Raw genomic sequence first — 21,482 nt, 5'->3', positions numbered from 1 at the left:
TCCTCGACCAGGTCGGCGGGCTGCACCAGGTCGCCGCGCCAGCTCGGCGGGACGGCGGTCACCAGCGCGGTGCCGTCCTCGGACGTGCCCACGTTGACCTTGCAGCCGATTTGCGAGAGCCGCTTGACCGTGACACCGCGCTCGTAGCGCACCCCGGCCACCTGGTCGGGCATGCTGATCGGCATGGTCACCGGCTGGTTCGGCTCGACGCCGCCCTCGTCGGTGCGGCCGGGCAGGATCGAGCCCTCGCCGTACTGGCGCAGCAGACGCGCGGCGAATTCGACCGCCACCGCGCAGAGCTGCGGGTCGGTGTAGCGCTCGAAGCGCTTGGCCGCCTCGGAGAACAGCTTGTGACGGCGGGCGGTCCGGCTGATCGACGACGGGTCCCAGTGCGCCGCTTCGAGCAGCACGTCGGTGCTCTCCGGCGTGATCTCGGTCGACGCGCCACCCATCGTGCCCGCCAGCGAGATGACCCCGCTGTCGTCGGCGATGATCACGTCGTCCACGTCGAGTGTGCGCTCGACATCGTCCAAAGTGGTCAGCTTCTCGCCCGGCTTCGCCTTGCGCACCACCAGATCGCCCTTGACCGAACCGGTCGCGAACGCGTGCAGCGGGTGCCCGAGTTCGAGCATGACGTAGTTGGTCACGTCGACCGCGAGCGAGATCGAACGGATCCCCGCCAGCATCAGCCGCCGGCGCATCCACCACGGCGTCGGCGCCGTCGCGTCGAGGTTCTTCACCCGGCGCAGGACGAACCGCTTGCAGCCTTCGGTGTCTTCGAGGCGCACCGGCCAGGCGTCGCTCTCGGCCTCGGGGACCTCGATGGACGCCGGGTCGCCGAACGCGACGTCGAGCGCGTTGGACAGCTCACGGGCCAGGCCGCGGACCGACAGGGTGTACCCGCGGTCCGGGGTCGGCGTCACTTCGAGGACGGTGTCTTCGAGACCGAGCAGCTTGTTCGCGTCCTCGCCCGGGCTGGCGGTGCTCGGGGGCAGCACCAGGATGCCGGAGTGGTCGTCGCCGATGCCGAGTTCGCGCGCGGAGCAGATCATGCCGTCGCTGAGACGGCCGTAGGTCTTGCGCGAGCCGATCTCGAAACCGCCGGGCAGCACCGTACCGGGCAGCGCGACGACGACCAGGTCACCCTCGGCGAAGTTCGTGGCGCCGCAGATGATCCCGCGGGTCCTGATCCCGGCGGGGCCGTCGTCTTCGAACGGACCTTCGTCGTCGTCCTCGTCGTCGTCGAGGTTCTCGTCCGGCTTGTCGGCCTCGGCATCGTCGGACTCGCCGACGTCGACCCGGCAGAACCGGACCGGCTTCTTGAACTCGGTGAGCTCCTCGATCTCGGCGACCCGGCCGACCACGAGCGGGCCGGTGACCGGTTCGAGCTTCCGGACGTCGTCGACCTCGATGCCGATGCGCACGAAGGCGTCGGCCAGATCCTGGGCCGTGACCTCTTCGTCGACGTCGAGGTGTTCGATCAGCCAGCTGGCTGGGACCTTCACTCAGGCCTCCGTTCCGAAGGGCAGGGTGAACCTGATGTCGCCCTCCACCATGTCGCGCATGTCCGGGATTCCGTTGCGGAACTGCAGGGTGCGCTCGATACCCATGCCGAAGGCGAAGCCCGAGTAGACCTCGGGGTCGACGCCGCAGGCACGCAGGACGTTGGGGTTGACCATGCCGCAGCCGCCCCATTCGACCCAGCCCGGTCCGCCCTTCTTCTCCTCGAACCAGACGTCGACCTCGGCCGACGGCTCGGTGAACGGGAAGAAGTGCGGTCGCAGGCGGGTCTTCGAGGTCCCGCCGAACATCGCGCGGGCGAAGGCGTCGAGGGTGCCCTTGAGGTGGGCCATCGTCAGGCCCTTGTCCACCGCGAGTCCTTCGACCTGCGAGAACACCGGGGTGTGCGTGGAGTCGAGCTCGTCGGTGCGGTAGGTGCGGCCGGGGCAGACGACGTAGACGGGCAGGTCGCGGTGCAGCAGCGTGCGGGCCTGCACCGGCGAGGTGTGCGTCCGCAGCACCAGGCCCGAGTCCTCCTCGCCGAGGTAGAACGTGTCCTGGAGCTGGCGCGCGGGGTGGTCCTTGCCGAAGTTCAGGGCGTCGAAGTTGAACCACTCGGCTTCGAGTTCCGGACCGTCGGCGACCTCGTAACCCATCGCGACGAACGCGTCGGCGATGCGCTCCGACAGGGTCGCGATCGGGTGCCGGGCGCCGCGGGGCACGCGGTCCCACGGGAGCGTGACGTCGACGGTCTCCTCGCGGAGCACCTTTTCGTCACGTTCGACTTGGAGCACGGCACGGCGGTCGTCGAAGGCGGCTTGGATGCCCTGGCGCGCCTCGTTGACCCGCTTGCCCGCCTCGGCCTTCTCCTGTTTCGGCAGCGCGCCGATCTCGCGGCGGGCGAGCAGCAGCGGAGACTGGTCCCCGAGGTGAGCGGGCTTGACCGCCGCCAGCGCGTCGAGATCCGCCGCGGCCGCGAAATCCGTCTCGGCCTGCTTGACGGCGGCCGTCAACGTTTCCGGCGCGAGGGCTCCCGCCTGGGGGTCCTGCTTGTCGTTGGCTTCGGACATAACTCCTCGGCGTCCGCTGGGACTGGTCCGGTGCACGCGAGCGCACGCATGGGTTTAGCAGCAGCTGAATTCTATGGGACAGCGAACGACGGCCCCCGATCACCCTCGGGCTGGGCACAGCGTCGCTCAGGAGTGCGAAAAACGCGCTCTACGCCGTAAACAAGGTGCTGGAACGAACACTGCGTTCCATGAGAGCTCCCTTGGTGTCGTGGTGCGACGGCGTGGTGCCCGCGACTCTACGTGGCCGCGGGCACCGAAGCCATTCGTTTCCGGCTCAGCGCCCGGCGAAGGCACCTTCGAAGTCCACCTTGCCGAACTCGTCGGGGACGATGCCGTCGGCGGCGTAGCGGTACAGCGCGGTCTGGTAGATCCCGGCCAGCGTCGTGCAGAGGATGGAGACCAAGAACCCCCACACGAGTGAAATCCCGATGGAGACGACGATCGTGATGGTTCCGCCGAGCAGGAAACCTGCACCCATGAAGACCGCGAATCCGGCCAGCGTCAGCAGGACACCGACCAGCCCGATGCCGAACCTTCCGGCGGCCTGCTCGCCCCAGGTCCGCTTGAGCAGCTCCGCCGAGCGCTTGGCCCCGTGCCGGACACCGGCGTCCTCGATCATCATCACCGGCAGGACCAGATATGTGATCAGGTTCCAGGCGGCTCCGGCCAGCCTGCCGACGATCAGGCCGATGAACCCGAACCGCTGCTCGATCTCCCGCAGGATCAGGGAAACCGTCGCGGTCACCACCGACCAGCCCAGCAGTGGCAGCCATCGGCGGCCTGCTTCGGCCAGCCCCGCGGCCACACGCGGATCGTCACCGCGCAGCGCGACGTCGGCCTGCGAGATGAGGGCGGCGTTGAAGAACACCGTGACGAAAGCGGCCGCGAGGTAGAACAGCCCGATCATCACGTACGAACCGGGCGTCAGCCGGGAGTGGTCGGCGATCTCGGTGTGGGAGATCCAGTAGCCGCTCCCGAGGAAGACCGCGGCGACCAGCAGCCCGGCGACGGCGGCGAGCACCGGGAAGATCGCGAGTTCCTTGCGGGACCGCAGAACTCGCCAAGAAGCACCGAACAAAACGAAAGAACGGGCGATACGCCCCATGATTACCCCAGTGAATCAACGGAAACGGTGACGCCGCAGCTTAACGATCAGTCCGGGACGCCATCGCGTTGGTGTACACGCAGATCGCGGCGGCCGTCGCGAGGTTCAGGCTCTCCGCCCGGCCGTACATCGGGATCTTGACCGCGAGGTCGACAGTCTCCTGGACGCTCCGCGGCAAACCATGTGCCTCGTTGCCGAAAACCCACGCGGTGGGCTCGTCGAAGGTCACTTGATCGAGTTCGGTGTCGGCGTAACCGTGCGCGCCGAGCGTGCGGAGTCCGGCGGCGGAGCAGGCCTTCAAGGCCGCGTCGACGTCCCGGATCCGGGTGATGGCGGGGTGGAACAGGCTGCCGGCGGCCGCGCGGACGCATTTGCCGTTGTGCGGGTCGACGCTGTCCCCCGCGAGGACGACCGCGTCGGCGCCGGCGGCGTCCGCGACCCGGATCACGGTGCCCGCGTTGCCGGGGTCCGCGACGTCGACGAGGACGACGACGAGCTTGGCGCCCGGCTTGAGGACGGTCTCTTGTGGACGGTCGACGAGCGCGCAGACGGCGACGATGCCCTGCGGTGTCACGGTCTCGGACAGTCCGTCGGCGGCGCGGTCGGTGATCGGCGAGACGGGGACACCGGCCTCGCGCGCGGTGACGAGCAGCCGCTCGTGCTGCGCGGCCGCGCGTTCGGTCACGAACAGCTCGTACACCTTGCCGCCGTCTTCGAGGGCGGCCTCGACGGCGTTCGCGCCCTCGGCGAGGAACCGGCCGGTCTTTTCACGCTCGGCCCGGCGCGTGAGCTTGCGCGCGGCAACGACCCGGGGTGTCCGTTCGGTGAACGGAGCCGCCCCGGGTCGCGGAAAAGCGCTGTCGCCGGTCAGGCCGACTTCTTCTCTTCGGTGTTCACGTTCGCCTTGGCCAGCTCGGCCAGCGCGGTGAAGGCGGCGGCGTCGTTGACGGCGAGGTCCGCGAGGATCTTGCGGTCGACCTCGACACCCGCGGCCTTGAGGCCCTGGATGAACCGGTTGTAGGTCACGCCGTTGGCGCGGGCCGCCGCGTTGATACGGGTGATCCACAGCTGGCGGAAGTCACCCTTGCGGGCACGACGGTCCCGGTAGGCGTAGTTCAGCGAGTGAAGCGTCTGCTCCTTCGCCTTGCGGTACAGCCTCGAACGCTGGCCGCGGTAGCCGCTGGCGAGCTCGAGAGTCGCGCGACGCTTCTTCTGGGCGTTGACAGCCCTCTTGACGCGTGCCACTGGTCCATCCTGTCGATCTGGGGGCGCGGCGGGCGCGCCCGGGGTTTACAAGTGCGGGGGTGTCAGCGGCCGAGGAGGCGCTTGACGCGGCCGACGTCGTTCTTGGCGATCTCGGTCGTGCCTTCGAGGCGACGGGTGAGCCTGTTGGACTTCTTCTCCATCAGGTGGCGACGGCCGGCCTTCTGGCGGCGCAGCTTGCCCGAACCCGTGACGCGGACACGCTTGGACGTCCCGCTGTGCGTCTTCATCTTCGGCATTACGTTGTCCTCTTTCGTGCGGCGGCACACCGGGGTGCTCCGGTGTGCCGCTGACATGTGCTGGTCGGCGCTACGCGTCGGCGGGCGGCTCGGACGAATCGTCCTTGGCTGCCTTCGCGGCCTTCTGCGGCTTCACGTTCTTGTGCGGAGCCAACACCATGATCATGTTGCGGCCGTCCTGCTTCGGCGACGACTCGACGAAACCGAGTTCCGTCACCTCGTCGGCGAGCTTCTGCAGCAGCCGGAAACCGAGTTCCGGCCGGGACTGCTCGCGACCACGGAACATGATCGTGACCTTGACCTTGTTGCCTGCCGCGAGGAAGCGCGACACGTGACCCTTCTTGGTCTCGTAGTCGTGCTGATCGATCTTCGGCCGCAGCTTCTGCTCTTTGATGACGGTGAGCTGCTGGTTGCGGCGGGACTCGCGGGCCTTCTGCGCGCTCTCGTACTTGAACTTGCCGAAGTCCATGAGCTTGCATACGGGCGGGCGTGCCTGAGGAGCGACCTCGACGAGATCGAGATCGTTCTCCTGTGCCAGCCGCAGCGCATCTTCGATCCGGACGATGCCGACCTGTTCACCGGCGGGTCCGACGAGGCGGACTTCCGGCACCCGGATTCGGTCGTTGATGCGTGTCTCGGAGCTGATGGGGCCTCCCTGGTTCGAGGTAAATTCTTCTACCGTTTCGACCTGGTGCCCACATGCCGAAGGCCCCGGTACCGTGAGGTACTCGAGGCCCACTCATTCCGATCGCGTTCAGTCTCCAGAACCGAACACACCGCCTCGGACGCCCGAAATCGTCTTTGGCGAGACCGGACCCGGACACCTGGTGTTGCGGCGGTGACGCGGGTGGGAGCGGGGCTCCACTTGCCGCCCCCGATCGCTCGGGGGCTGGTCGCTCGTGGAAGGGTACCAGACGTGTCAGATGAACCCGTTCAGCAACCCCCGTATTCCCCGGACGTCCGCGGCCTGGAGGACATCCCGAGCGTCGAGGTGATCAGCAGGGCGGCCGTCATGCTGCTCTCCGCCGGCGCCGAACGACTCGGCCTCGCCGACGAGGATCCGGCGAACTCACCGCACCGCGACCTCGACGAGGCCCGCCGCCTGATCACCGCCCTCGCCGGGCTGGTGACCGCTTCGGCAGAGTATCTCGGCCTGCACGCGGGCCCGTTGCGCGACGGCCTCCAGTCGTTGCAGAAGGCGTTCCGGGAGGCTTCGGCCGTGCCGGACGCTCCCGGACAGGGTCCGGGCGAGAAGTACACGGGGCCGGTCTACTAGGTCTCCCCGTTCCTCAAGTGTCATGAGGGGTCCCCTTAAGACAAATTTTGTCCCAAGGGGACCCCTCATGACATCCGGCCCTACCAACGAGCCTCACACTCGACTAACATTTTAGATGTGAGTGGGTTAGCGAAGGTGCCGAGGTCCCTCCTGAGGGACGAGGCCTACGAGAACATCCGCCGGGCGATCATCGACGGCACCTTGCCGCCGGGGACGAACCTGCGCGACGGCGACCTGGCCGATCAGCTCGGCTTGTCGAGGGCGCCGGTGCGCCAGGCGCTGCTGAGGCTCATCGAGGACGGCCTCGTCGAGTCGAAGCCGCAGAGCTACACACGCGTGGCCGGGTTCGTCCCCGACGACGTCCGCGACGCGCTCCAGCTGGTGCGCGCGCTGCACGAGTTCGCCGTCCGCGCGGGCGCGCCACGGATGGGGGCCGCCGAGGTCGCGGCGATGCGCGCGGCCAACACCCGGTTTGCCGACGCTATCGCCGCCGGGGACATCGCGGCCGCGATCGCCGCCGACGACGAACTCCACGACGTCCCGGTAGCCGCCGCGCGCAACCGGGCGATCGCCGCGACGCTGGCCCGCTACACACCGCTGCTCCGACGTCTCGAATACGCCCGCTTCGGCTCTCTGCCCGCGCACCGGTCCGTCCAGCGCCACTCTGAACTGGCCGACGCCATCGAAGCGGGCGACGTCGACGCGGCCTGCGCGATCACCGCCACGATCTGGACCGAACTCGAAGCCCTCCTGGAGACGCCATGATCCTCGCCGACTTCCCGCGCTACCCGCTGCTGCTCGGCCCCTCCCCCGTCCACCCGCTCGACCGGCTCACCGCCCACCTCGGCGGCGCGAAGGTCTGGGCGAAACGCGAGGACGTCAATTCCGGTATCGCGTTCGGCGGCAACAAGACCCGGAAGCTCGAATACCTGGTCGCCGACGCGCTCGCTTCCGGGGCGGACACGCTGATCTCGATCGGCGGCGTGCAGTCGAACCACACCCGTCAGGTCGCCGCGGCCGCCGCGCGGGCCGGGCTCAAGGCCGTGCTGGTGCAGGAGAGCTGGGTCGACTGGAACGACCCGCTGTACGACAAGGTCGGCAACATCCAGCTCTCGCGCATCCTCGGCGCGGACATCCGGATGGTCGAGGCCGGATTCGGCGTCGGGTTCAAGGAGAGCTGGGAGAACGCGGTCAAGGAGATCGAAGCCGGCGGCGGGAAGCCGTACGCGATCCCGGCCGGCGGGTCGGACCACCGCCTCGGCGGGCTCGGCTTCGCGAACTGGATCGTCGAGCTCGAAGCGCAGGAAGCCGAACTCGGCGTCTTCTTCGACACAGTGGTCGTGTGCTCGGTCACCGGCAGCACCCAGGCCGGAATGGTCGCCGGGGCCGCGCTGTCGGGCAAGCCGCGGCGGATCCTGGGTATCGACGGATCGGCGAAACCGGCCGAGACCCGCGACCAGGTCACCCGGATCGCCCGGGCGACCGCGGAGTTGATCGGCGCCGGCGAGATCGAAGAGGTCGAGCTGGACGAGCGGTACCACGCCGGGATCTACGGCATCCCGGACGAGTCCACTTTGGACGCGATCCGGACGCTGGCTCGGCTGGAGGGTGTCCTCACCGATCCGGTGTACGAGGGCAAGTCGATGGCGGGGCTGATCGACCTGGTCGCGCGCGGTGAGATCGCGCGGGACTCGAACGTGCTCTTCGCGCACTTGGGCGGGCAGCCCGCGCTGAACGGGTACACGAGCGTGCTCTGACTCCCTGGGGTGTCATGAGGGGTCCCCATAGGACAAGAAATGCCCCATGGGGACCCCTCATGACACACGCGCGGGGATCAGTCCACCACGGCCAGGACGTCGATCTCCACCAGCAGTCCGGCGGGCAGGCCGACATACACGGTGGTGCGGGCCGGGTGCGGGGCCTCGCCGATCAGCTTGTTGTAGACCTCGTTGAACACGCCGAAGTGGTCGACGTCGGTCAGGTACACTCGCACCATCACCGCGTCGGCCAGGCTCGAACCGGCGGCCTCGAGCACCGCTTCGATGTTCTTGAAGGTCTGCTCGGTCTGCTCGCCGACCGTGTCGCCGACGATGGCGCCGGTGGCCGGGTCGAAGGCGACCTGACCGGCCACCTGCAGGATGTTGCCCTTGCGGACCGCCTGCGAGAACGCGGCCACCGGCTTCGGCGCGTTCTCCGTGCTGATCGCGGTCTTGCTCATTCCAACTTCCCCTTTCGGTTCCCCGTCCATCCACTGTGGACGGAAGCTTCTTCGGTGGCGGCCACCAGTTCGGGCACGAGCCCCATCAGGCCGTCGTAGTCCAGCAGGACCTTCGGCACCGAGATCGACGCGGCCGCCAGCACCACGCCGCCCGGCCCCCGGACCGGCGCGGCGACGCAGTGGATGAAGTCCTCGTGTTCGGCGTTGTCCACCGCGTAGCCGCGGTCGGCGACGAGCGCGAGTTCTTTCCCGTACGCCTCGGGCGTGGTGATCGTGTTCGGTGTGCGGACGAAGAAGTCGATCCTCGACACCACGTCCGCCTGTTTCTCCGGCGTCATCGCCGCGACGAGCACCTTGCCGACGGCGGTGCAGTGCAAGGGGGCGCGTTTCCCGATGCGGGAGTACATCCGCACCGAATGCCTGCCCTCGAACTTGTCGATGTAGACGACTTCGCCGTCCTCATAGGACGCGAGGTGGATGGTGTGCCCGGTGCGGGCGTTGAGCCCGGCGAGCGCCGATTGCGCGGTGCGGCGGACATCGCGGTCCTCCAGCGCCTGCTGCGCGAGGTCGAACAGCGCGCTGCCCAGCCGGTAGTACCGCTGCCCTTCCCGGCGCACGAAGTGGTGCGACTCCAGCGTCCGGAGCAGGCGCAGCACGGTCGACTTGTGCACGCCGATCTCCTCGGCGAGCTGATCGAGGGTCTTCGGCTCACGGGCGAGCCCGCTCAGCAGCGTGAGTGCCCTGTCCAGGCTCTGGCTCATCCGCCCACCAATCCCTTGTCCGTCAGCTTCGCCGCCGCCCATGCTGCCTCATCCGCACCGAGGAGCGCTTCGACGACGGATTCCGGCAGTGGCGTCCCCACGTCGTCGTGGGTCAACAGGGTGGCGGCGGCCTGGAGGTGACCGCGCCGCAGCCGCGCCGCCGGGGCGTCGCCGCGCAGGGTGGCGGCGAGGAAGCCGGCCGCGAACGCGTCACCGGCGCCGACCGGCTCCACGACGTCGACCTGGAGCGCGGGCGAGAACAGGGGCGCCTCGTCGCCGTCGATCAGGGTCACGCCGCGTTCCCCGTGCTTGACGACCAGCGTCTTCGGCCCGGGCAGCGCGGTTCGCAGCCGCTCCGGGTCACCGGTCCCCCACACCCGCTCGGCTTCGTCCTCACCGGCGAGCACGATGTCTGCGCGGGCGGCCAATTCGGCCAGCACCGAAGGATCGCGACCGGTCCACAGCGCGGGCCGGAAGTTCACGTCGAACGACACCAGCGTGTCGCCGCGCGGGCGTTCCATCAGGGCGCGCACCAGGTCGAGGCAGCCGTCCGACAGCGCGGGCGTGATCCCGGACAGATGGATGACGCGCACCCCGTCGAGATCGAGTTTCCCCAGCAGCCCGGCGTCCATCCCGGACGCGGCCGACCCCTTGCGGTAGTACCGCACAGGGCTGCCTTGAGCACCGCTTTCCTTGATGTAGAGCCCTGTCGGACGCGTCGGGTCGACCATGACCGCGCTGACGTCCACCCCCGCGGCGGCGATCTCGCGCACCAGCGCGCGACCGAACGGATCGTCGCCGACGGCGCTCACCCACGCGCTGGTGAAACCCAGCGCCGGGAGATGGCAGGCGACGTTCGACTCGGCCCCGCCGATCGTCCGTACCCACTTCCGCACCTCGTCGGGCGGCCCGGATTCGGCCGGTACGAACAAGGCCATCGACTCCCCGATGCACAAAACGTGGGGCGCGCTTGTCACCTTCGCGTCTCCTAGTCGTCACGCCGTTGACCTCTAGCGGACCGGATGCTACACCTATCCCACGCAATATGCGCAACGTCCGTTGCAACATACGCAACCGAGGTGAACCTCATGTTCGAAGCCGGCACCATCGATTCCGCCGCGGTCGCGGCCGTCCGCGAGGAGCGCGTCGACTGGCGCTTCCGCTCGGTCGCGCCCGCGCTGTCGGGACTCACGATCGGCGAAGCCGCCGCCCGCGGCGCGAAGCTGTTCGAGGACGGCTTCTTCGGCCCGTTCGTCGTCCTCGACGAAGAGGCCGTCGAACACAACCTGCGCACGATGGCCGACTGGTGCGCCGAACGTGGTGTCGCGCTGGCGCCGCACGGCAAGACGACGATGGCGCCGCAGCTGTTCGAGCGACAACTCCAGCACGGCTCCTGGGGGATCACCTGCGCGAACGCCGGGCACCTGCGGATCTACCGGGCGTTCGGGGTTTCCCGGATCCTGCTGGCGAACCAGCTTCTCGACCCGTCGGGCTTGAAGTGGCTCGCCGCGGAACTGGACGCCGACGACGACTTCGAGTTCGTCTGCTGGGTCGACTCGGTCCGCGGTGTCGAGCTGATGACCGAAGCCCTGCGCGGTGCCCGCCGCAAGGTGGACGTCCTCGTCGAACTCGGCGCCGAGGGCGGCCGCACCGGTGTCCGCGACACCGAGACCGCGCTCGCCGTCGCCGAAGCCGCGCACGCGAGCCCCGCCCTGCGGCTGCGCGGATCCGGCGGTTACGAGGGCGCGCTCTCCCACCACACCGACGAGAAGTCGCTCCAGCTGATCAGTTCCTATGTGGACGGTCTTCGGGAACTCGTCTTCGCTTTCCACGGCAAGGGCTTGCTCGACGACGCCGGGCAGATCATCGTCACCGGCGGCGGCAGCGCGTACTTCGACCGCGTCGCCGACGAACTCACCAAGGACTGGGGTGACCTGGACGTCCTGCCGATCCTGCGCAGCGGCGCCTACGTGACCCACGACGACGGCTTCTACCGCGTGATCTCCCCGCTGGGCGAGCACCCGCGGATCGAGGGCGTCGCCTCGTTCCGTCCCGCGCTGCGCGCCTGGGCCCAGGTGACGTCGAAGCCGACGGACGAACTCGCCCTGCTCACCATCGGCAAACGCGACGCCTCCTTCGACGAAGGCATGCCCGAGCCGCGCCTGATCCGCAAGAGCGGCGGAGCACCCTCCGTGCTCGAAGGTCACTCCATCCAGAAGATGAACGACCAGCACGCGTTCCTCACCCTGCCCGAGTCGTCACCGGTCGAGGTCGGCGACTGGATCGCCCTCGGTCTGTCGCATCCCTGCACCGTGTTCGACAAGTGGCCCCTCATCCCGGTCGTCGGCCCCGACGGCGAGACCGTGCTCGATTTCGTCCGCACCCACTTCTGAGTTGCCTGGTGAACCCGCGACCGCGATCGACGTCGGCAGGGCGCTGCCTGGTCATCCACATCACGGATGCGGATACGGCGCCCTGCCACCGCGATAGCGGGGCCTTCGGCCGGGCGGGTTCACGTTCGGTCACCTGTACAGGTCGACTTTCAGCTCCGCCAACACACCCTGATCCGTCCTCCACCGCCGCAGAGGAAGAATCATCATGGACATCGTCGTCCGCTCCGCACTGGTCGCCGACGGCACCGGGGATCCGCTCACCAGGCACGACGTGGGCATCTCCGGTGGCCGGATCGCCAGTGTCGCCGAACCCGGCTCGCTCGCGGGCCGTCGCACCATCGACGCCGACGGACTCGTGCTCGCGCCCGGGTTCATCGACATGCATTCGCATTCCGATCTCCAGCTGCTTGCCAACCCTGATCACCTCGCGAAGCTCTCCCAGGGCGTCACGACCGAGGTTCTCGGGCAGGACGGGCTCTCCTACGCGCCCGTGAACGACGACGTCCTCGCGTCGTTGCGCCAGCAGCTCGCCGGATGGAACGACGATCCGGCCGGCTTCGACTGGAACTGGCGCTCGGTCGGCGAGTACCTGGACCGGCTGGACGCCGGGGTCGCGGTCAACGCGGCCTACCTGGTGCCGCAGGGGACCGTCCGGATGCTCACCGTCGGCTGGGAAGACCGGCCCGCGACCGAAGCCGAGATGAACGCGATGAAGGAACTCGTCGCGACCGGTCTCGCCGAAGGCGCGATGGGCATGTCGTCCGGGCTCACCTACACGCCGGGGATGTACGCCACCACCGAAGAACTCGTCGAACTGTGCCGGGTCGTCGGAGAGAACGGCGGTTTCTACAGTCCGCACCACCGCAGCTACGGCAAGGGCGCGCTCGAAGCGTTCGGCGAGATGGTCGACGTCTCCCGCCGTTCGGGCTGCCCGCTGCACCTCGCGCACGCCACCATGAACTTCTCGGTGAACAAGGGCAAGGCGGGAAACCTGCTGGAGCTGCTCGACGAAGCGCTCGACGACGGCTGCGACATCACGCTCGACACCTATCCCTACCTTCCCGGCGCCACGTACCTCTCCGCGCTGCTGCCGAGCTGGTCCACCGAGGGCGGGCTCGACGCCACGCTGGCCCGTCTGTCCGATGTGGACACCCGCGAGCGGATCCGCACCGAGATCGAGGAGACCGGCTCGGACGGCGCGCACGGCGTGCCGATCGACTGGGAGGCCATCGAGATCAACGGTGTCCGCCGGGACGAGAACTCCCACCTCGTCGGACATTCCGTCGCCGCGTCGGCGCAGCGGGCCGGGAAACCGGCCGCGGAGCTGTACTTCGACGTCCTGCTCTCGGAAAAGCTCGGCACGTCCTGCCTGATGCACGTCGGGCACGAGGAGAACGTCCAGGCGATCATGCGGCACCGCACGCACACCGGCGGCAGTGACGGCCTCCTCGTCGGCGCGCGGCCGCATCCCCGCGCCTGGGGCACGTTCCCGCGCTATCTCGCGCGCTACGTCCGCGAGCTCGGCGTCCTCGACCTCGCCGAATGCGTCGCCCACCTCACCGGCCGCGCCGCGCGGCGCCTGCGGCTGACCGACCGGGGACTCGTCCGCGCCGGATACGCGGCCGACCTCGTGCTGTTCGACCCGGAAACCGTCGCCGACACCGCCACGTTCGACGAGCCGCGGCAGCAGGCCGCCGGTATCCCCCATGTCTTCGTCAACGGTGTCGCCGCCATCGACGATGGTCAACCGACCGGCGCCCTCGCCGGCCATTCGCTCAGAGCTAGTCGGCGGAGCTGACATGTATCTACCCGAAGTGACCACACGCTCGAACCCACCTCGTCAATCGCGGGTTCACCAACAAACACAGAACCCCGGGAGTGCCCGATGATCGACTGGCTCCAACATTCGACGGGAGGTCTCCTGACCCTCGCCGCCGTCTCGATCGCGGTGTTGTTGTTCCTCATCATCAAAGTCAAACTCGAGCCCTTCATCGCGCTGATCGTGGTCGGCCTGCTGACCGCGCTGGCCGCCGGCCTGCCGGTCGTCCAGATCGTCGGGTCCGCACAGAAGGCATCGGATTCCCTGCTGGAAAAGGGTTTCGGCGGGATCCTCGGGCATATCGCCGCGATCATCGGGCTCGGCACCATTCTCGGGTCCATTTTGGAGCGCTCCGGCGGGGCACAGGTGCTCACCAGTGCGCTGCTGCGGGCCATCGGTGAGAAGCGGGCCCCGTTGGCGATGGGTCTCGCGGGCTTCGTCTTCGGCATCCCGGTGTTCTTCGACATCGGTATCTTCGTGCTGGCACCACTGGTCTACGTCGCCGCCAAACAGGGCGGCCGTTCGCTGGTGCTGTACGCGTTGCCGCTGCTCGCCGGTCTTTCGATCACGCACGCGTTCCTCCCGCCGCACCCCGGCCCGGTCGCCGCGGCGGGCCTGCTGCACGTGGAACTCGGCTGGATCATCCTGATGGGCCTGGTCTGCGGCATTCCCGCGTTCCTCGTCGGCGGCGTGGTGTACTCGACGTGGATCGGCAAGCGGATCGACGTACCCGTTCCCGCCGAATTCCTTGTCGCGGAAGAAGAAGGCGAAAAGGAGACGAACCCGCCGTCGCTCGGGCTGGTGCTGGGGATCATCGCGGTCCCGTTGGTGCTGATCCTCGCCGGTACCTTCGGCAGCATCTGGCTTCCCAAGGCCTCGGCGGCCGCCGGTGTCGCCGCGTTCATCGGTACCCCGGCGGTCGCGCTGACGGTCTCGGTGCTGCTCGCGTCGTGGCTGCTCGGCCTGCGCCGCGGCTTGACGGGCAAGGACTTGAGCGAGCTTTCGGCGAAGTCGCTGCGCCCGGTCGCGATGATCCTGCTGGTGGTCGGCGCGGGCGCGTTCTTCGGCGCCGTGCTGTCCGCGACGGGGATCGGAAAGGCTGTCGCGGGATCGCTGGACAACGCCGGTCTCCCGGTCATCCTGGCGGCGTACGTCATCAGTTGCGGTATGCGCATCGCGCAGGGTTCGGCGACGGTCGCGATCGTGACCACGAGCGGTATCGTCGCGCCGACCGTGGCGACGCTGGGCTACTCGCAGATGCAGCTCGCCCTGCTGGTCGTGGCGATTTCCGCCGGGTCGATCATCGCCTCTCACGTGAACGACGGCGGTTTCTGGATCATCTCGCGCTACTTCAACATGACCGTTCCGCAGACCCTGAAAACCTGGACCGTCCTGGAAACCGTCCTTTCCGTTTCCGGTTTCGGCGTGGCAGCATTGCTCATGGCAGTGGTTTAAACCACCTGAAAGCTGGGAGAGATCACGATGACCGGACTCGATCGACGCACCTTCCTCGGCGCCGTCGGAGCGGCTGGACTCACCACCGTTCTCGGTTCCCACCTCGCGAACGCCTCCGAACAGACCTGTGGACCGAAGGGAACCGGGGCCATCTACGTCAGCAGCTACACCAGTTCCGGGCACGGGCTCGATGTCGCTCACCGGGACGCGGCCACGAACGCGGTGGTCGTCGACCGGACGATCCCGGGAGTCAGCAACGCTTCCTGGTTCGACATCAGCGCCGACCGCAAGACGCTCTACGTGACCAATGAGGACGAGAACGGGCAGATCTCCGCGCTCAGCCTCACTGATCCGGCGAAGCCCAAGCTGCTCAACAAGAAATCGGCGAAGGGCCAGCACCCGACGCATCTGTGCGTCCACTCGAGCCAGAAGTACGTACTGGCCGCGAACTACAGCAGCGGCAGCGTCGTCGTCCTCCCGATCCTCGCGGGCGGAAAGCTCGGCGACGTCGTCGATCTGGCCCAGCACAAGGGCGCCGAGCGTGCCGCGCACGCGCACCAGGTGGTCAACGACCCCACCGGCAAGTGGGTGCTCTCGGTCGACCTCGGCGCGGACTCCGTCTACGTCTACAAACTCGACGTCGCCACCGGGAAACTGAAGCTGAACCAGCAGCTGAAGCTCCCCTCGGGTGCCGGGCCGCGTCACCTCGTCTTCCACCCGAATGGCAGGTACGCGTACATCCTCGGCGAACTGCGCGCCGAGGTGACTGTCGCGGCGTGGAACCCGGCCACCGGGAAACTGACCGCCGGACAGGTCGTCAAGGCCGTTCCGGCGGGCACGCCCGGCGAGCAGTACCCGGGCGAGATCACCACGTCCAAGGACGGGAAGTTCGTCTACGCGTCCGTGCGCGGGTCCGACACGATCGCGTCGTTCGGCGTCGGTGAGGACGGAAAGTCCTTGACGCTGCTGAACAACGCGCCCGTCGGCGGCGTCTACCCGCGGCACATCACCCTGGATCCGACCGAAAGCTGGTTCTACGTCTCCAGCGACAAGTCCGGCACGCTGAGCTGGCTGCCGCGTGATCCCACCACCGGTCTCCCGGGGGCCGTCGCCGGAAAACTGGCGCTCCCCCAGGTCAATTCCGTCTTTTTCGCATAAGGAGAGAAATTCCATGAGAACTCGCGTGCTCATCGCGGGCCTCGCGGCGGTGGGCCTCGTCGCGGCCTGCGCGCCGGCCCAGAACACCCCCGCCGCGAGCGGCGGTGACGAAAAGACCGGCACCGTCCGGGTCTGGCTGTTCGACGAAGCCAACCGCGCGCCGAAGGAGGCCGCGGTCAAGGAGGCGATCGCCGAGTTCAAGGCGGCGCATTCGGGTGTCGAGGTCGACGTCCAGTGGATCCCGGTGGAAGGCCGCGCGGACAAGTTCTCCGGCGCCTTCAACGACCCCGCGAGCGCGCCGGACGTCGCCGAGTTCGGCAACACCGACGTCTCCAGCTACGCCGCCACCGGCGCGCTGGCCGACCTGACCGGCGACCTCTCGTCGTGGAAGGAAGGGGCGGACATCCTCCCGGCGGTGCTGGAAACCGCGAAGTCCGGCGGCAAGACTTACGGGCTCCCCTGGTTCACCGGCATCCGCGCCTTGTACTACCGCACGGATCTCTTCGCCGAACTCGGTCTGAAGCCGCCCACGACGCTGGCGGAACTGACCGAGACCGCGAAGACGATCCGCGCCAAGAAGCCGGAGCTGTACGGCATCTCCGTCGGTGGCAAGTACACCTACGCGATGCTTCCGTTCCTGTGGGCACACGGCGGCGAGATCGCCAAGCAGGACGGCGACAAGTGGAAGTCCACTGTGGACTCCGAGCAGGCCAAGGCCGGCGTGACGGCGTACTCGAACCTGCTGAAGGCGGACATCTGCCCGCCCGAGCAGTGCGCCAACCTCACCGGGACGCAGAGCATCACGGCGTTCGCCGGTGGCAAGGCGGGCATGTCGATCGGTGGTGACTTCAACCGCAAGGCCGTCGAGGCCGGCCAGGTGAAGGGCAAGTACGCGATCATCCCGATCCCGGGCACCGAGGCGGGCAAGATCGCCCCGGCGTTCGCGGGCGGCAACCTGCTCGGCGTGTTCAACGCGACCAAGCGCAAGAGCCTCGCGGTCGAGTTCACCGAACTGCTCGGTGGCGCGAAGTACCAGGAGAAGATGTACGTCGCCATGGGCAACCTGCCCACGCTCGGCAGCGTCCAGCAGAAGCTCGCCGCGAGCGACCCGTCGGTCAAGCCGTTCGTCGACACGCTCACCGCGGGCACGAAGTTCGTCCCCGCCACCGCGGCCTGGTCGAAGATCGACGCGCAGAACGTCTTGCCGACCGCGATCCAGCAGATCGCGACCGGCGGCAAAGACCCGGCGGCCGCGCTCGCGACCGCGTCCGCCGAGATGAACAAGGCGTTCGGCTAAGTGGTCACCAAGGAAATCCCCCGCACCACGGCTCCGGCCGTCCCGGCACGGCGGTCGCCCCGCCGTCGCCGGGACGGGCGGGCCGCCCTGCTCTACCTGGCGCCCGGCGGCATCCTGCTGCTGGCGATGCTGGTGTACCCGATCTACCAGCTCGTGCTGATCTCGTTCTACGACTACGGCCAGCCGCAGGCGGTCGGGAACGCGCCGCTGGTGTTCCTCGGCTTCCAGAACTACACCGATCTCCTGCAGAACCTCCAGTTCTGGGAGGTGCTGGCCAAGACCCTCGGCTTCACCGCGGTCTGCGTCGTCGGGAGTCTCGCGCTCGGGACGGGCCTCGCCGTCCTGGCGACCCGGGTCCGCACCTGGGCACGGGTCCCGCTGTTCCTGGCGGCGCTGGCCGCCTGGGCGACCCCGGCGATGGCGGGATCGTACGTCTGGCTGTTCCTGTTCGACGCCGACTTCGGCCTGGTGAACGAGGTGCTTTCGGGCCTCGGGTTCACCGGGATGGCGAACCACTCCTGGACCTTCGACACCTACAGCACGTTCGGGCTGGTGGCCGCCGAGGTCATCTGGTGCTCGTTCCCGTTCGTCATGGTGACGATGTACGCGGGGCTCAAGGGCGTGCCGGAGGAGGTCATCGAGGCCGCGTACCTCGACGGCGCGTCGACCTGGCGCACGACGTGGTCGATCACGCTGCCGATGGTGCGGCCGCTGCTGACCATCGCCACCATCCAGTCGATCATCTGGGACTTCAAGATCTTCACCCAGATCTATGTGATGACCAACGGCGGCGGCGTGGCCGGGCGCAACCTCGTGCTCAACGTCTTCGCCTATCAACAGGCCTTCGCCGGACAGGAATACGGTCTCGGCGCGGCGCTCGGAGTCGTGATGACCTTGCTGCTGCTGTCCATCACCGGGCTGTACGTCCGGTCGCAACGCCGGAGCGCGGGATGGGTGTGACGACGGCGCCGAAGACTCGGCGGGTCAAGCGGCCCGGCAGGCTGATCGCCGAGATCATCTGCGTGGTGATCGCGGGGATGGTCGCGTTCCCGGTGTACTGGATGGTGCTTTCGGCGTTCAAGCCCACCGGGCAGATCCAGGCGGAGAACCCCCGCCCCTGGACGCTCACGCCGACACTGGAGCACTTCGAGCGGGTGCTCAGCGGCGAGGGCTTCGCGATGTTCTTCTTGAACAGCGTGATCGTGGCCGTCGTGGTGGTGGCGTTGTCGCTGCTGCTGTCGTTCCTCTCGGCGGTCGCGCTGACGAGGTTCAACTTCAAGGGCCGGACCGTCCTGCTGGTGATGGTGCTGGTGGCGCAGATGGTGCCGGTCGAGGCGCTGACCATTCCGCTGTTCTTCCTGATGCGGTCGGTCGGCGACGTCGCGCCCGCGTTCGGCACCAACCACCTCGGCTCGCTGATCCTGGTACACCTGGCGTTCAGCCTGCCGTTCGCGATCTGGATGCTGCGCGGGTTCGTCGCCGCGGTGCCGCAGGAGCTGGAGGAGGCGTCGAAGATCGACGGGGCGAGCCGCATGCGGTTCACCTGGCAGATCCTCTTCCCGCTGGTGGCGCCCGGGCTGGTGGCGATCAGCGTGCTGGCGTTCATCCACGCGTGGAACGACTTCCTGTTCGCCAAGACGTTCATCATCTCCAACACCGAGAACCAGACGCTCCCGCTGGCGATCCTGGTGTTCTTCAAACCGGAGGACACCGACTGGGGCGCGGTGATGGCGGGCTCGACCCTGATGACCATCCCGGTGCTGGTGTTCTTCATTCTCGTGCAACGACGACTCGTGTCCGTCATGGGCGGCGCGGTGAAGGGCTGACATGCCTGGCTTCGAAACTCTGCTCCCCCGTCCCGTCTCGGTGGAACCGCTGCCGGGACAGTGTTCCGTACCGTCCGAAGTGGATGTGCGGACCGACGAACTGCTGCCGGCCGAGGGCTACCGGCTGGAGATCGACCCGTCCGGCGTGACCTTGCACGCGGCCGACGCGGCGGGCGAGTTCTACGGCCGCCAGACGCTCCGGCAGCTCATCGGGCCGGACGCGTTCCGGGCGACTTCGATCCACAGTGGACAACGGACGATCCCGTGCGGTGTGGTCACCGACCACCCGCGGTTCGGCTGGCGTGGCTGTCTTCTCGACGTCGCGAGGAACTTCCGGACCAAGGCCGAGGTGCTGCGGTTCATCGACCTGATCGCCGCGCACAAGCTCAACGTGCTCAACCTGCACCTGACCGACGACCAGGGCTGGCGGATCGAGATCGCCGAGTTCCCCAAGCTGACCGAGGTCGGCGGCTGGCGGAAGTCGTCCATGGTCGGTCGGCACGACGGGCCGGAGCGCGACGGGCGGCCGCACGGCGGGTTCTACACAGTCGACGACCTCCGTGAGATCGTCGCGTACGCCGCCGAGCGTTCGGTGACGGTCGTCCCGGAGGTCGACATCCCCGGGCACGCGCGGGCCGCGATCGCCGCCTATCCCGAACTCGGACCGGAAACAGACGAACCGTGGGAGGTGTGGACGAGCTGGGGCATCAGCACGTCGCTGCTGAACACGGAGAAGTCCACCGTGGACTTCTTCAAGCGCGTCTTCGACCACGTACTGGACATCTTCCCGTCGGAGGTCATCGCCCTCGGCGGTGACGAAGTCCCCGGCGCGACCGAGGAACACGGCTGGTTCGTCCGCGAGATCGCCCAGCACCTGGTCGAGCGGGGACGTCGTCCCCTCGGCTGGGACGAGGTGCTCGAAGCGGGTGACCTGCCGCCGATGGTCATCGGCTCCTGGCAGAGCGAGGCGGCAGGGGCGCGCGCCGCGGCCGCCGGTCACGACGTCGTCATGTGTCCCGAGGACCACGTCTACCTGGACCACCGGCAGTCCGATCACCCCGACGAGCCGATCCCCGTCGGCTACCTGAGCACACTGGAGAGCTTCTACGGCTACGAGCCGGTGCCGTCCGATTTCCCCGAGGGGAAGTCGATTCTCGGCGCGCAGGCTCAGGTGTGGGCGGAGCATCTCGACAACGTGCGGCGAGTGGATTACGTCGCCTTCCCGCGTCTGTGCGCTTTCGCCGAGGTGGCGTGGAGCGACCCGGCGGGGCGGGACTACGCGGAGTTCCTGCCGCGCCTGCGGGACCACCACCTGCCGCGACTGGACGCGCTGGGCGTCGAATACCGGCCGCTCGACGGGCCGCAGCCGTGGCAAACGCGGCCGGGGGTTCCGGGCCGTCCGCGCCAGAAGTAAGCGACCACCTGTCCGTGAAGGCCTCCTTGAGGGACCCTGGGTCCCTCAAGGAGGCCTTCACGGACTTGCGCCATTATGGGGTGATGAGTGATCAGTCCGAGCGGTGGGTCGACGCCACCCAGCTTCCTGAAGAACTCGTAGCTCTCATCGACACCCTCCGTCCCGGCGAGGACGTGCGTATCACCCGGAACGGCGAGACCATCGGGACGATTTCCGGCGCTGTTCAAGAAGAACCGGCTCCTTCGACGGACTCCGAGGACATCACCGTCGTGGCCACCGCCATGAAGCTGTCAGCGTCGGCGCGGGACTCGTTGTCCGAGCGACTCGGCCCCGGTTACCTCGTCCTGGACCTGCACTCGGCTCCCCCGACCGTCGACGTGCTGCTGGTCCCGCCCGCCAGCCCACAGCTGATCGGCAACTTCCGGGCGCTGTATCCGAAGGCCCGGATCGTGATCACGGAGATCGAGGACGCCGAACTCGGGGTCAAGTACGAAGGCCCGGTTCGCCGCCTCCTCGACGCGGGTGCCGAGGCCTATCTGCCGTCGAGCACGATCCCGCGACTGGCCGAGCAGCTGGACCGCACGATGACCCAGCTGAACCAGCTGACCGGTGGTACGTCGGCTCCCCTGACCATCGAATCGCCGCGGGATCGCGCCTTGGAGTGAATGGTGCGGTCATATCGGCTAAT

The 21,482-nt window shown here is 68.2% G+C and carries 22 protein-coding genes; 12 read left to right on the top strand and 10 right to left on the bottom strand.

Annotated elements, in window-relative coordinates; translation table 11 throughout:
• The 7 genes from CFP71_RS09885 to infC form a co-directional block, all read right to left on the bottom strand.
• Positions 1-1,505, bottom strand: a 1,505-nt coding sequence (locus CFP71_RS09885) for a phenylalanine--tRNA ligase subunit beta (protein WP_143267057.1), incomplete at its 3' end; no start/stop codon positions are given.
• Entirely contained in the window at positions 1,506-2,570 is a 1,065-nt protein-coding gene (pheS, locus tag CFP71_RS09880; protein ID WP_093933520.1) for a phenylalanine--tRNA ligase subunit alpha, read from the bottom strand.
• A 274-nt stretch (positions 2,571-2,844) separates the two neighbouring features.
• Positions 2,845-3,675 carry a DUF6159 family protein gene (locus CFP71_RS09875; RefSeq protein ID WP_093933519.1) on the bottom strand — a complete coding sequence of 277 codons (831 nt, stop codon included), beginning with the start codon at positions 3,673-3,675 and terminating at the stop codon, positions 2,845-2,847.
• A 40-nt stretch (positions 3,676-3,715) separates the two neighbouring features.
• Positions 3,716-4,546, bottom strand: coding sequence for a TrmH family RNA methyltransferase (locus tag CFP71_RS09870; RefSeq protein ID WP_093933532.1), 831 nt, complete (start codon positions 4,544-4,546; stop codon positions 3,716-3,718).
• The gene (gene rplT, locus CFP71_RS09865) at positions 4,543-4,920 is read right to left on the bottom strand and encodes a 50S ribosomal protein L20 (RefSeq protein WP_005163284.1); all 378 of its coding nucleotides are present in this window, start codon (positions 4,918-4,920) and stop codon (positions 4,543-4,545) included. The genes CFP71_RS09870 and rplT overlap by 4 nt, the downstream gene beginning before the upstream one ends.
• A gap of 62 nt (positions 4,921-4,982) precedes the next feature.
• Positions 4,983-5,177 carry a 50S ribosomal protein L35 gene (gene rpmI / locus CFP71_RS09860; protein WP_007028043.1) on the bottom strand — a complete coding sequence of 65 codons (195 nt, stop codon included), beginning with the start codon at positions 5,175-5,177 and terminating at the stop codon, positions 4,983-4,985.
• A 70-nt stretch (positions 5,178-5,247) separates the two neighbouring features.
• On the bottom strand, positions 5,248-5,823 hold the full coding sequence (gene infC / locus CFP71_RS09855) for a translation initiation factor IF-3 (RefSeq protein ID WP_051137636.1): 576 nt from the start codon (positions 5,821-5,823) through the stop codon (positions 5,248-5,250).
• A gap of 270 nt (positions 5,824-6,093) precedes the next feature.
• Here infC and CFP71_RS09850 point away from each other — a divergent pair, with 270 nt between their 5' ends.
• The 3 genes from CFP71_RS09850 to CFP71_RS09840 all read left to right on the top strand — a co-directional run bounded on the left by CFP71_RS09850 (position 6,094) and on the right by CFP71_RS09840 (position 8,210).
• On the top strand, positions 6,094-6,453 hold the full coding sequence (locus tag CFP71_RS09850; protein WP_093933518.1) for a DUF1844 domain-containing protein: 360 nt from the start codon (positions 6,094-6,096) through the stop codon (positions 6,451-6,453).
• A gap of 117 nt (positions 6,454-6,570) precedes the next feature.
• Positions 6,571-7,218, top strand: coding sequence for a GntR family transcriptional regulator (locus CFP71_RS09845; RefSeq protein ID WP_093933517.1), 648 nt, complete (start codon positions 6,571-6,573; stop codon positions 7,216-7,218).
• Positions 7,215-8,210 carry a 1-aminocyclopropane-1-carboxylate deaminase gene (locus tag CFP71_RS09840; RefSeq protein ID WP_093933516.1) on the top strand — a complete coding sequence of 332 codons (996 nt, stop codon included), beginning with the start codon at positions 7,215-7,217 and terminating at the stop codon, positions 8,208-8,210. Before CFP71_RS09845 ends, CFP71_RS09840 begins: the two co-directional genes overlap by 4 nt.
• A gap of 77 nt (positions 8,211-8,287) precedes the next feature.
• Here the strand turns inward: CFP71_RS09840 and CFP71_RS09835 are convergent, their stop codons facing one another.
• From CFP71_RS09835 to CFP71_RS09825, 3 genes are read right to left on the bottom strand one after another with little or no spacing between them, the layout of a single operon-like run.
• Positions 8,288-8,671: a RidA family protein gene (locus tag CFP71_RS09835; protein WP_093933515.1), complete on the bottom strand. Its 384-nt coding sequence runs from the start codon at positions 8,669-8,671 to the stop codon at positions 8,288-8,290.
• Entirely contained in the window at positions 8,668-9,432 is a 765-nt protein-coding gene (locus CFP71_RS09830) for an IclR family transcriptional regulator (RefSeq protein ID WP_093933514.1), read from the bottom strand. Before CFP71_RS09830 ends, CFP71_RS09835 begins: the two co-directional genes overlap by 4 nt.
• On the bottom strand, positions 9,429-10,370 hold the full coding sequence (locus CFP71_RS09825) for a sugar kinase (RefSeq protein ID WP_244199617.1): 942 nt from the start codon (positions 10,368-10,370) through the stop codon (positions 9,429-9,431). Before CFP71_RS09825 ends, CFP71_RS09830 begins: the two co-directional genes overlap by 4 nt.
• A 150-nt stretch (positions 10,371-10,520) precedes the next feature.
• Here CFP71_RS09825 and CFP71_RS09820 point away from each other — a divergent pair, with 150 nt between their 5' ends.
• From CFP71_RS09820 to CFP71_RS09780, 9 genes are all read left to right on the top strand, one after another.
• Positions 10,521-11,825: an amino acid deaminase gene (locus tag CFP71_RS09820; RefSeq protein WP_093933512.1), complete on the top strand. Its 1,305-nt coding sequence runs from the start codon at positions 10,521-10,523 to the stop codon at positions 11,823-11,825.
• A 205-nt stretch (positions 11,826-12,030) separates the two neighbouring features.
• Entirely contained in the window at positions 12,031-13,623 is a 1,593-nt protein-coding gene (locus tag CFP71_RS09815; RefSeq protein ID WP_093933511.1) for an N-acyl-D-amino-acid deacylase family protein, read from the top strand.
• Positions 13,624-13,710: 87 nt separating this feature from the next.
• Entirely contained in the window at positions 13,711-15,099 is a 1,389-nt protein-coding gene (locus CFP71_RS09810) for a GntP family permease (RefSeq protein ID WP_093933510.1), read from the top strand.
• A 27-nt stretch (positions 15,100-15,126) separates the two neighbouring features.
• The gene (locus tag CFP71_RS09805) at positions 15,127-16,257 is read left to right on the top strand and encodes a lactonase family protein (protein ID WP_093933509.1); all 1,131 of its coding nucleotides are present in this window, start codon (positions 15,127-15,129) and stop codon (positions 16,255-16,257) included.
• A 13-nt stretch (positions 16,258-16,270) separates the two neighbouring features.
• Positions 16,271-17,554: an extracellular solute-binding protein gene (locus tag CFP71_RS09800; RefSeq protein ID WP_093933508.1), complete on the top strand. Its 1,284-nt coding sequence runs from the start codon at positions 16,271-16,273 to the stop codon at positions 17,552-17,554.
• Positions 17,555-18,514 carry a carbohydrate ABC transporter permease gene (locus CFP71_RS09795; RefSeq protein WP_093933507.1) on the top strand — a complete coding sequence of 320 codons (960 nt, stop codon included), beginning with the start codon at positions 17,555-17,557 and terminating at the stop codon, positions 18,512-18,514.
• Complete coding sequence (locus CFP71_RS09790; RefSeq protein ID WP_093933506.1) at positions 18,505-19,380, top strand: carbohydrate ABC transporter permease; 876 nt, start codon at positions 18,505-18,507, stop codon at positions 19,378-19,380. The genes CFP71_RS09795 and CFP71_RS09790 overlap by 10 nt, the downstream gene beginning before the upstream one ends.
• A gap of 1 nt (position 19,381) precedes the next feature.
• Positions 19,382-20,794, top strand: a complete 1,413-nt coding sequence (locus CFP71_RS09785) for a beta-N-acetylhexosaminidase (protein WP_093933505.1) — start codon at positions 19,382-19,384, stop codon at positions 20,792-20,794.
• Positions 20,795-20,877: 83 nt separating this feature from the next.
• A complete protein-coding gene (locus tag CFP71_RS09780; RefSeq protein ID WP_093933504.1) occupies positions 20,878-21,459 on the top strand; it encodes a hypothetical protein in 582 nt (193 codons plus the stop codon).
• The last annotated feature ends 23 nt before the right edge of the window (positions 21,460-21,482 follow it).

Origin of the sequence: Amycolatopsis thailandensis (genome assembly GCF_002234405.1) — a bacterium.
Taxonomy (GTDB): Bacteria; Actinomycetota; Actinomycetes; order Mycobacteriales; family Pseudonocardiaceae; genus Amycolatopsis; species Amycolatopsis thailandensis.
The sequence above is the reverse complement of the archived record's forward strand: the minus strand, read 5'-3'. Positions and strand labels throughout refer to the sequence as shown.

Bases quoted from the DNA above. Each gene is read 5' to 3' on its own strand.
- pheS (WP_093933520.1), bottom strand. From the start codon at position 2,570: ATGTCCGAAGCCAACGACAAGCAGGACCCCCAGGCGGGAGCCCTCGCG.
- CFP71_RS09875 (WP_093933519.1), bottom strand. From the start codon at position 3,675: ATGGGGCGTATCGCCCGTTCTTTCGTTTTGTTCGGTGCTTCTTGGCGA.
- rpmI (WP_007028043.1), bottom strand. From the start codon at position 5,177: ATGCCGAAGATGAAGACGCACAGCGGGACGTCCAAGCGTGTCCGCGTC.
- CFP71_RS09840 (WP_093933516.1), top strand. From the start codon at position 7,215: ATGATCCTCGCCGACTTCCCGCGCTACCCGCTGCTGCTCGGCCCCTCC.
- CFP71_RS09835 (WP_093933515.1), bottom strand. From the start codon at position 8,671: ATGAGCAAGACCGCGATCAGCACGGAGAACGCGCCGAAGCCGGTGGCC.
- CFP71_RS09830 (WP_093933514.1), bottom strand. From the start codon at position 9,432: ATGAGCCAGAGCCTGGACAGGGCACTCACGCTGCTGAGCGGGCTCGCC.
- CFP71_RS09825 (WP_244199617.1), bottom strand. From the start codon at position 10,370: ATGGCCTTGTTCGTACCGGCCGAATCCGGGCCGCCCGACGAGGTGCGG.
- CFP71_RS09820 (WP_093933512.1), top strand. From the start codon at position 10,521: ATGTTCGAAGCCGGCACCATCGATTCCGCCGCGGTCGCGGCCGTCCGC.
- CFP71_RS09815 (WP_093933511.1), top strand. From the start codon at position 12,031: ATGGACATCGTCGTCCGCTCCGCACTGGTCGCCGACGGCACCGGGGAT.
- CFP71_RS09810 (WP_093933510.1), top strand. From the start codon at position 13,711: ATGATCGACTGGCTCCAACATTCGACGGGAGGTCTCCTGACCCTCGCC.
- CFP71_RS09805 (WP_093933509.1), top strand. From the start codon at position 15,127: ATGACCGGACTCGATCGACGCACCTTCCTCGGCGCCGTCGGAGCGGCT.
- CFP71_RS09800 (WP_093933508.1), top strand. From the start codon at position 16,271: ATGAGAACTCGCGTGCTCATCGCGGGCCTCGCGGCGGTGGGCCTCGTC.
- CFP71_RS09790 (WP_093933506.1), top strand. From the start codon at position 18,505: ATGGGTGTGACGACGGCGCCGAAGACTCGGCGGGTCAAGCGGCCCGGC.
- CFP71_RS09785 (WP_093933505.1), top strand. From the start codon at position 19,382: ATGCCTGGCTTCGAAACTCTGCTCCCCCGTCCCGTCTCGGTGGAACCG.
- CFP71_RS09780 (WP_093933504.1), top strand. From the start codon at position 20,878: ATGAGTGATCAGTCCGAGCGGTGGGTCGACGCCACCCAGCTTCCTGAA.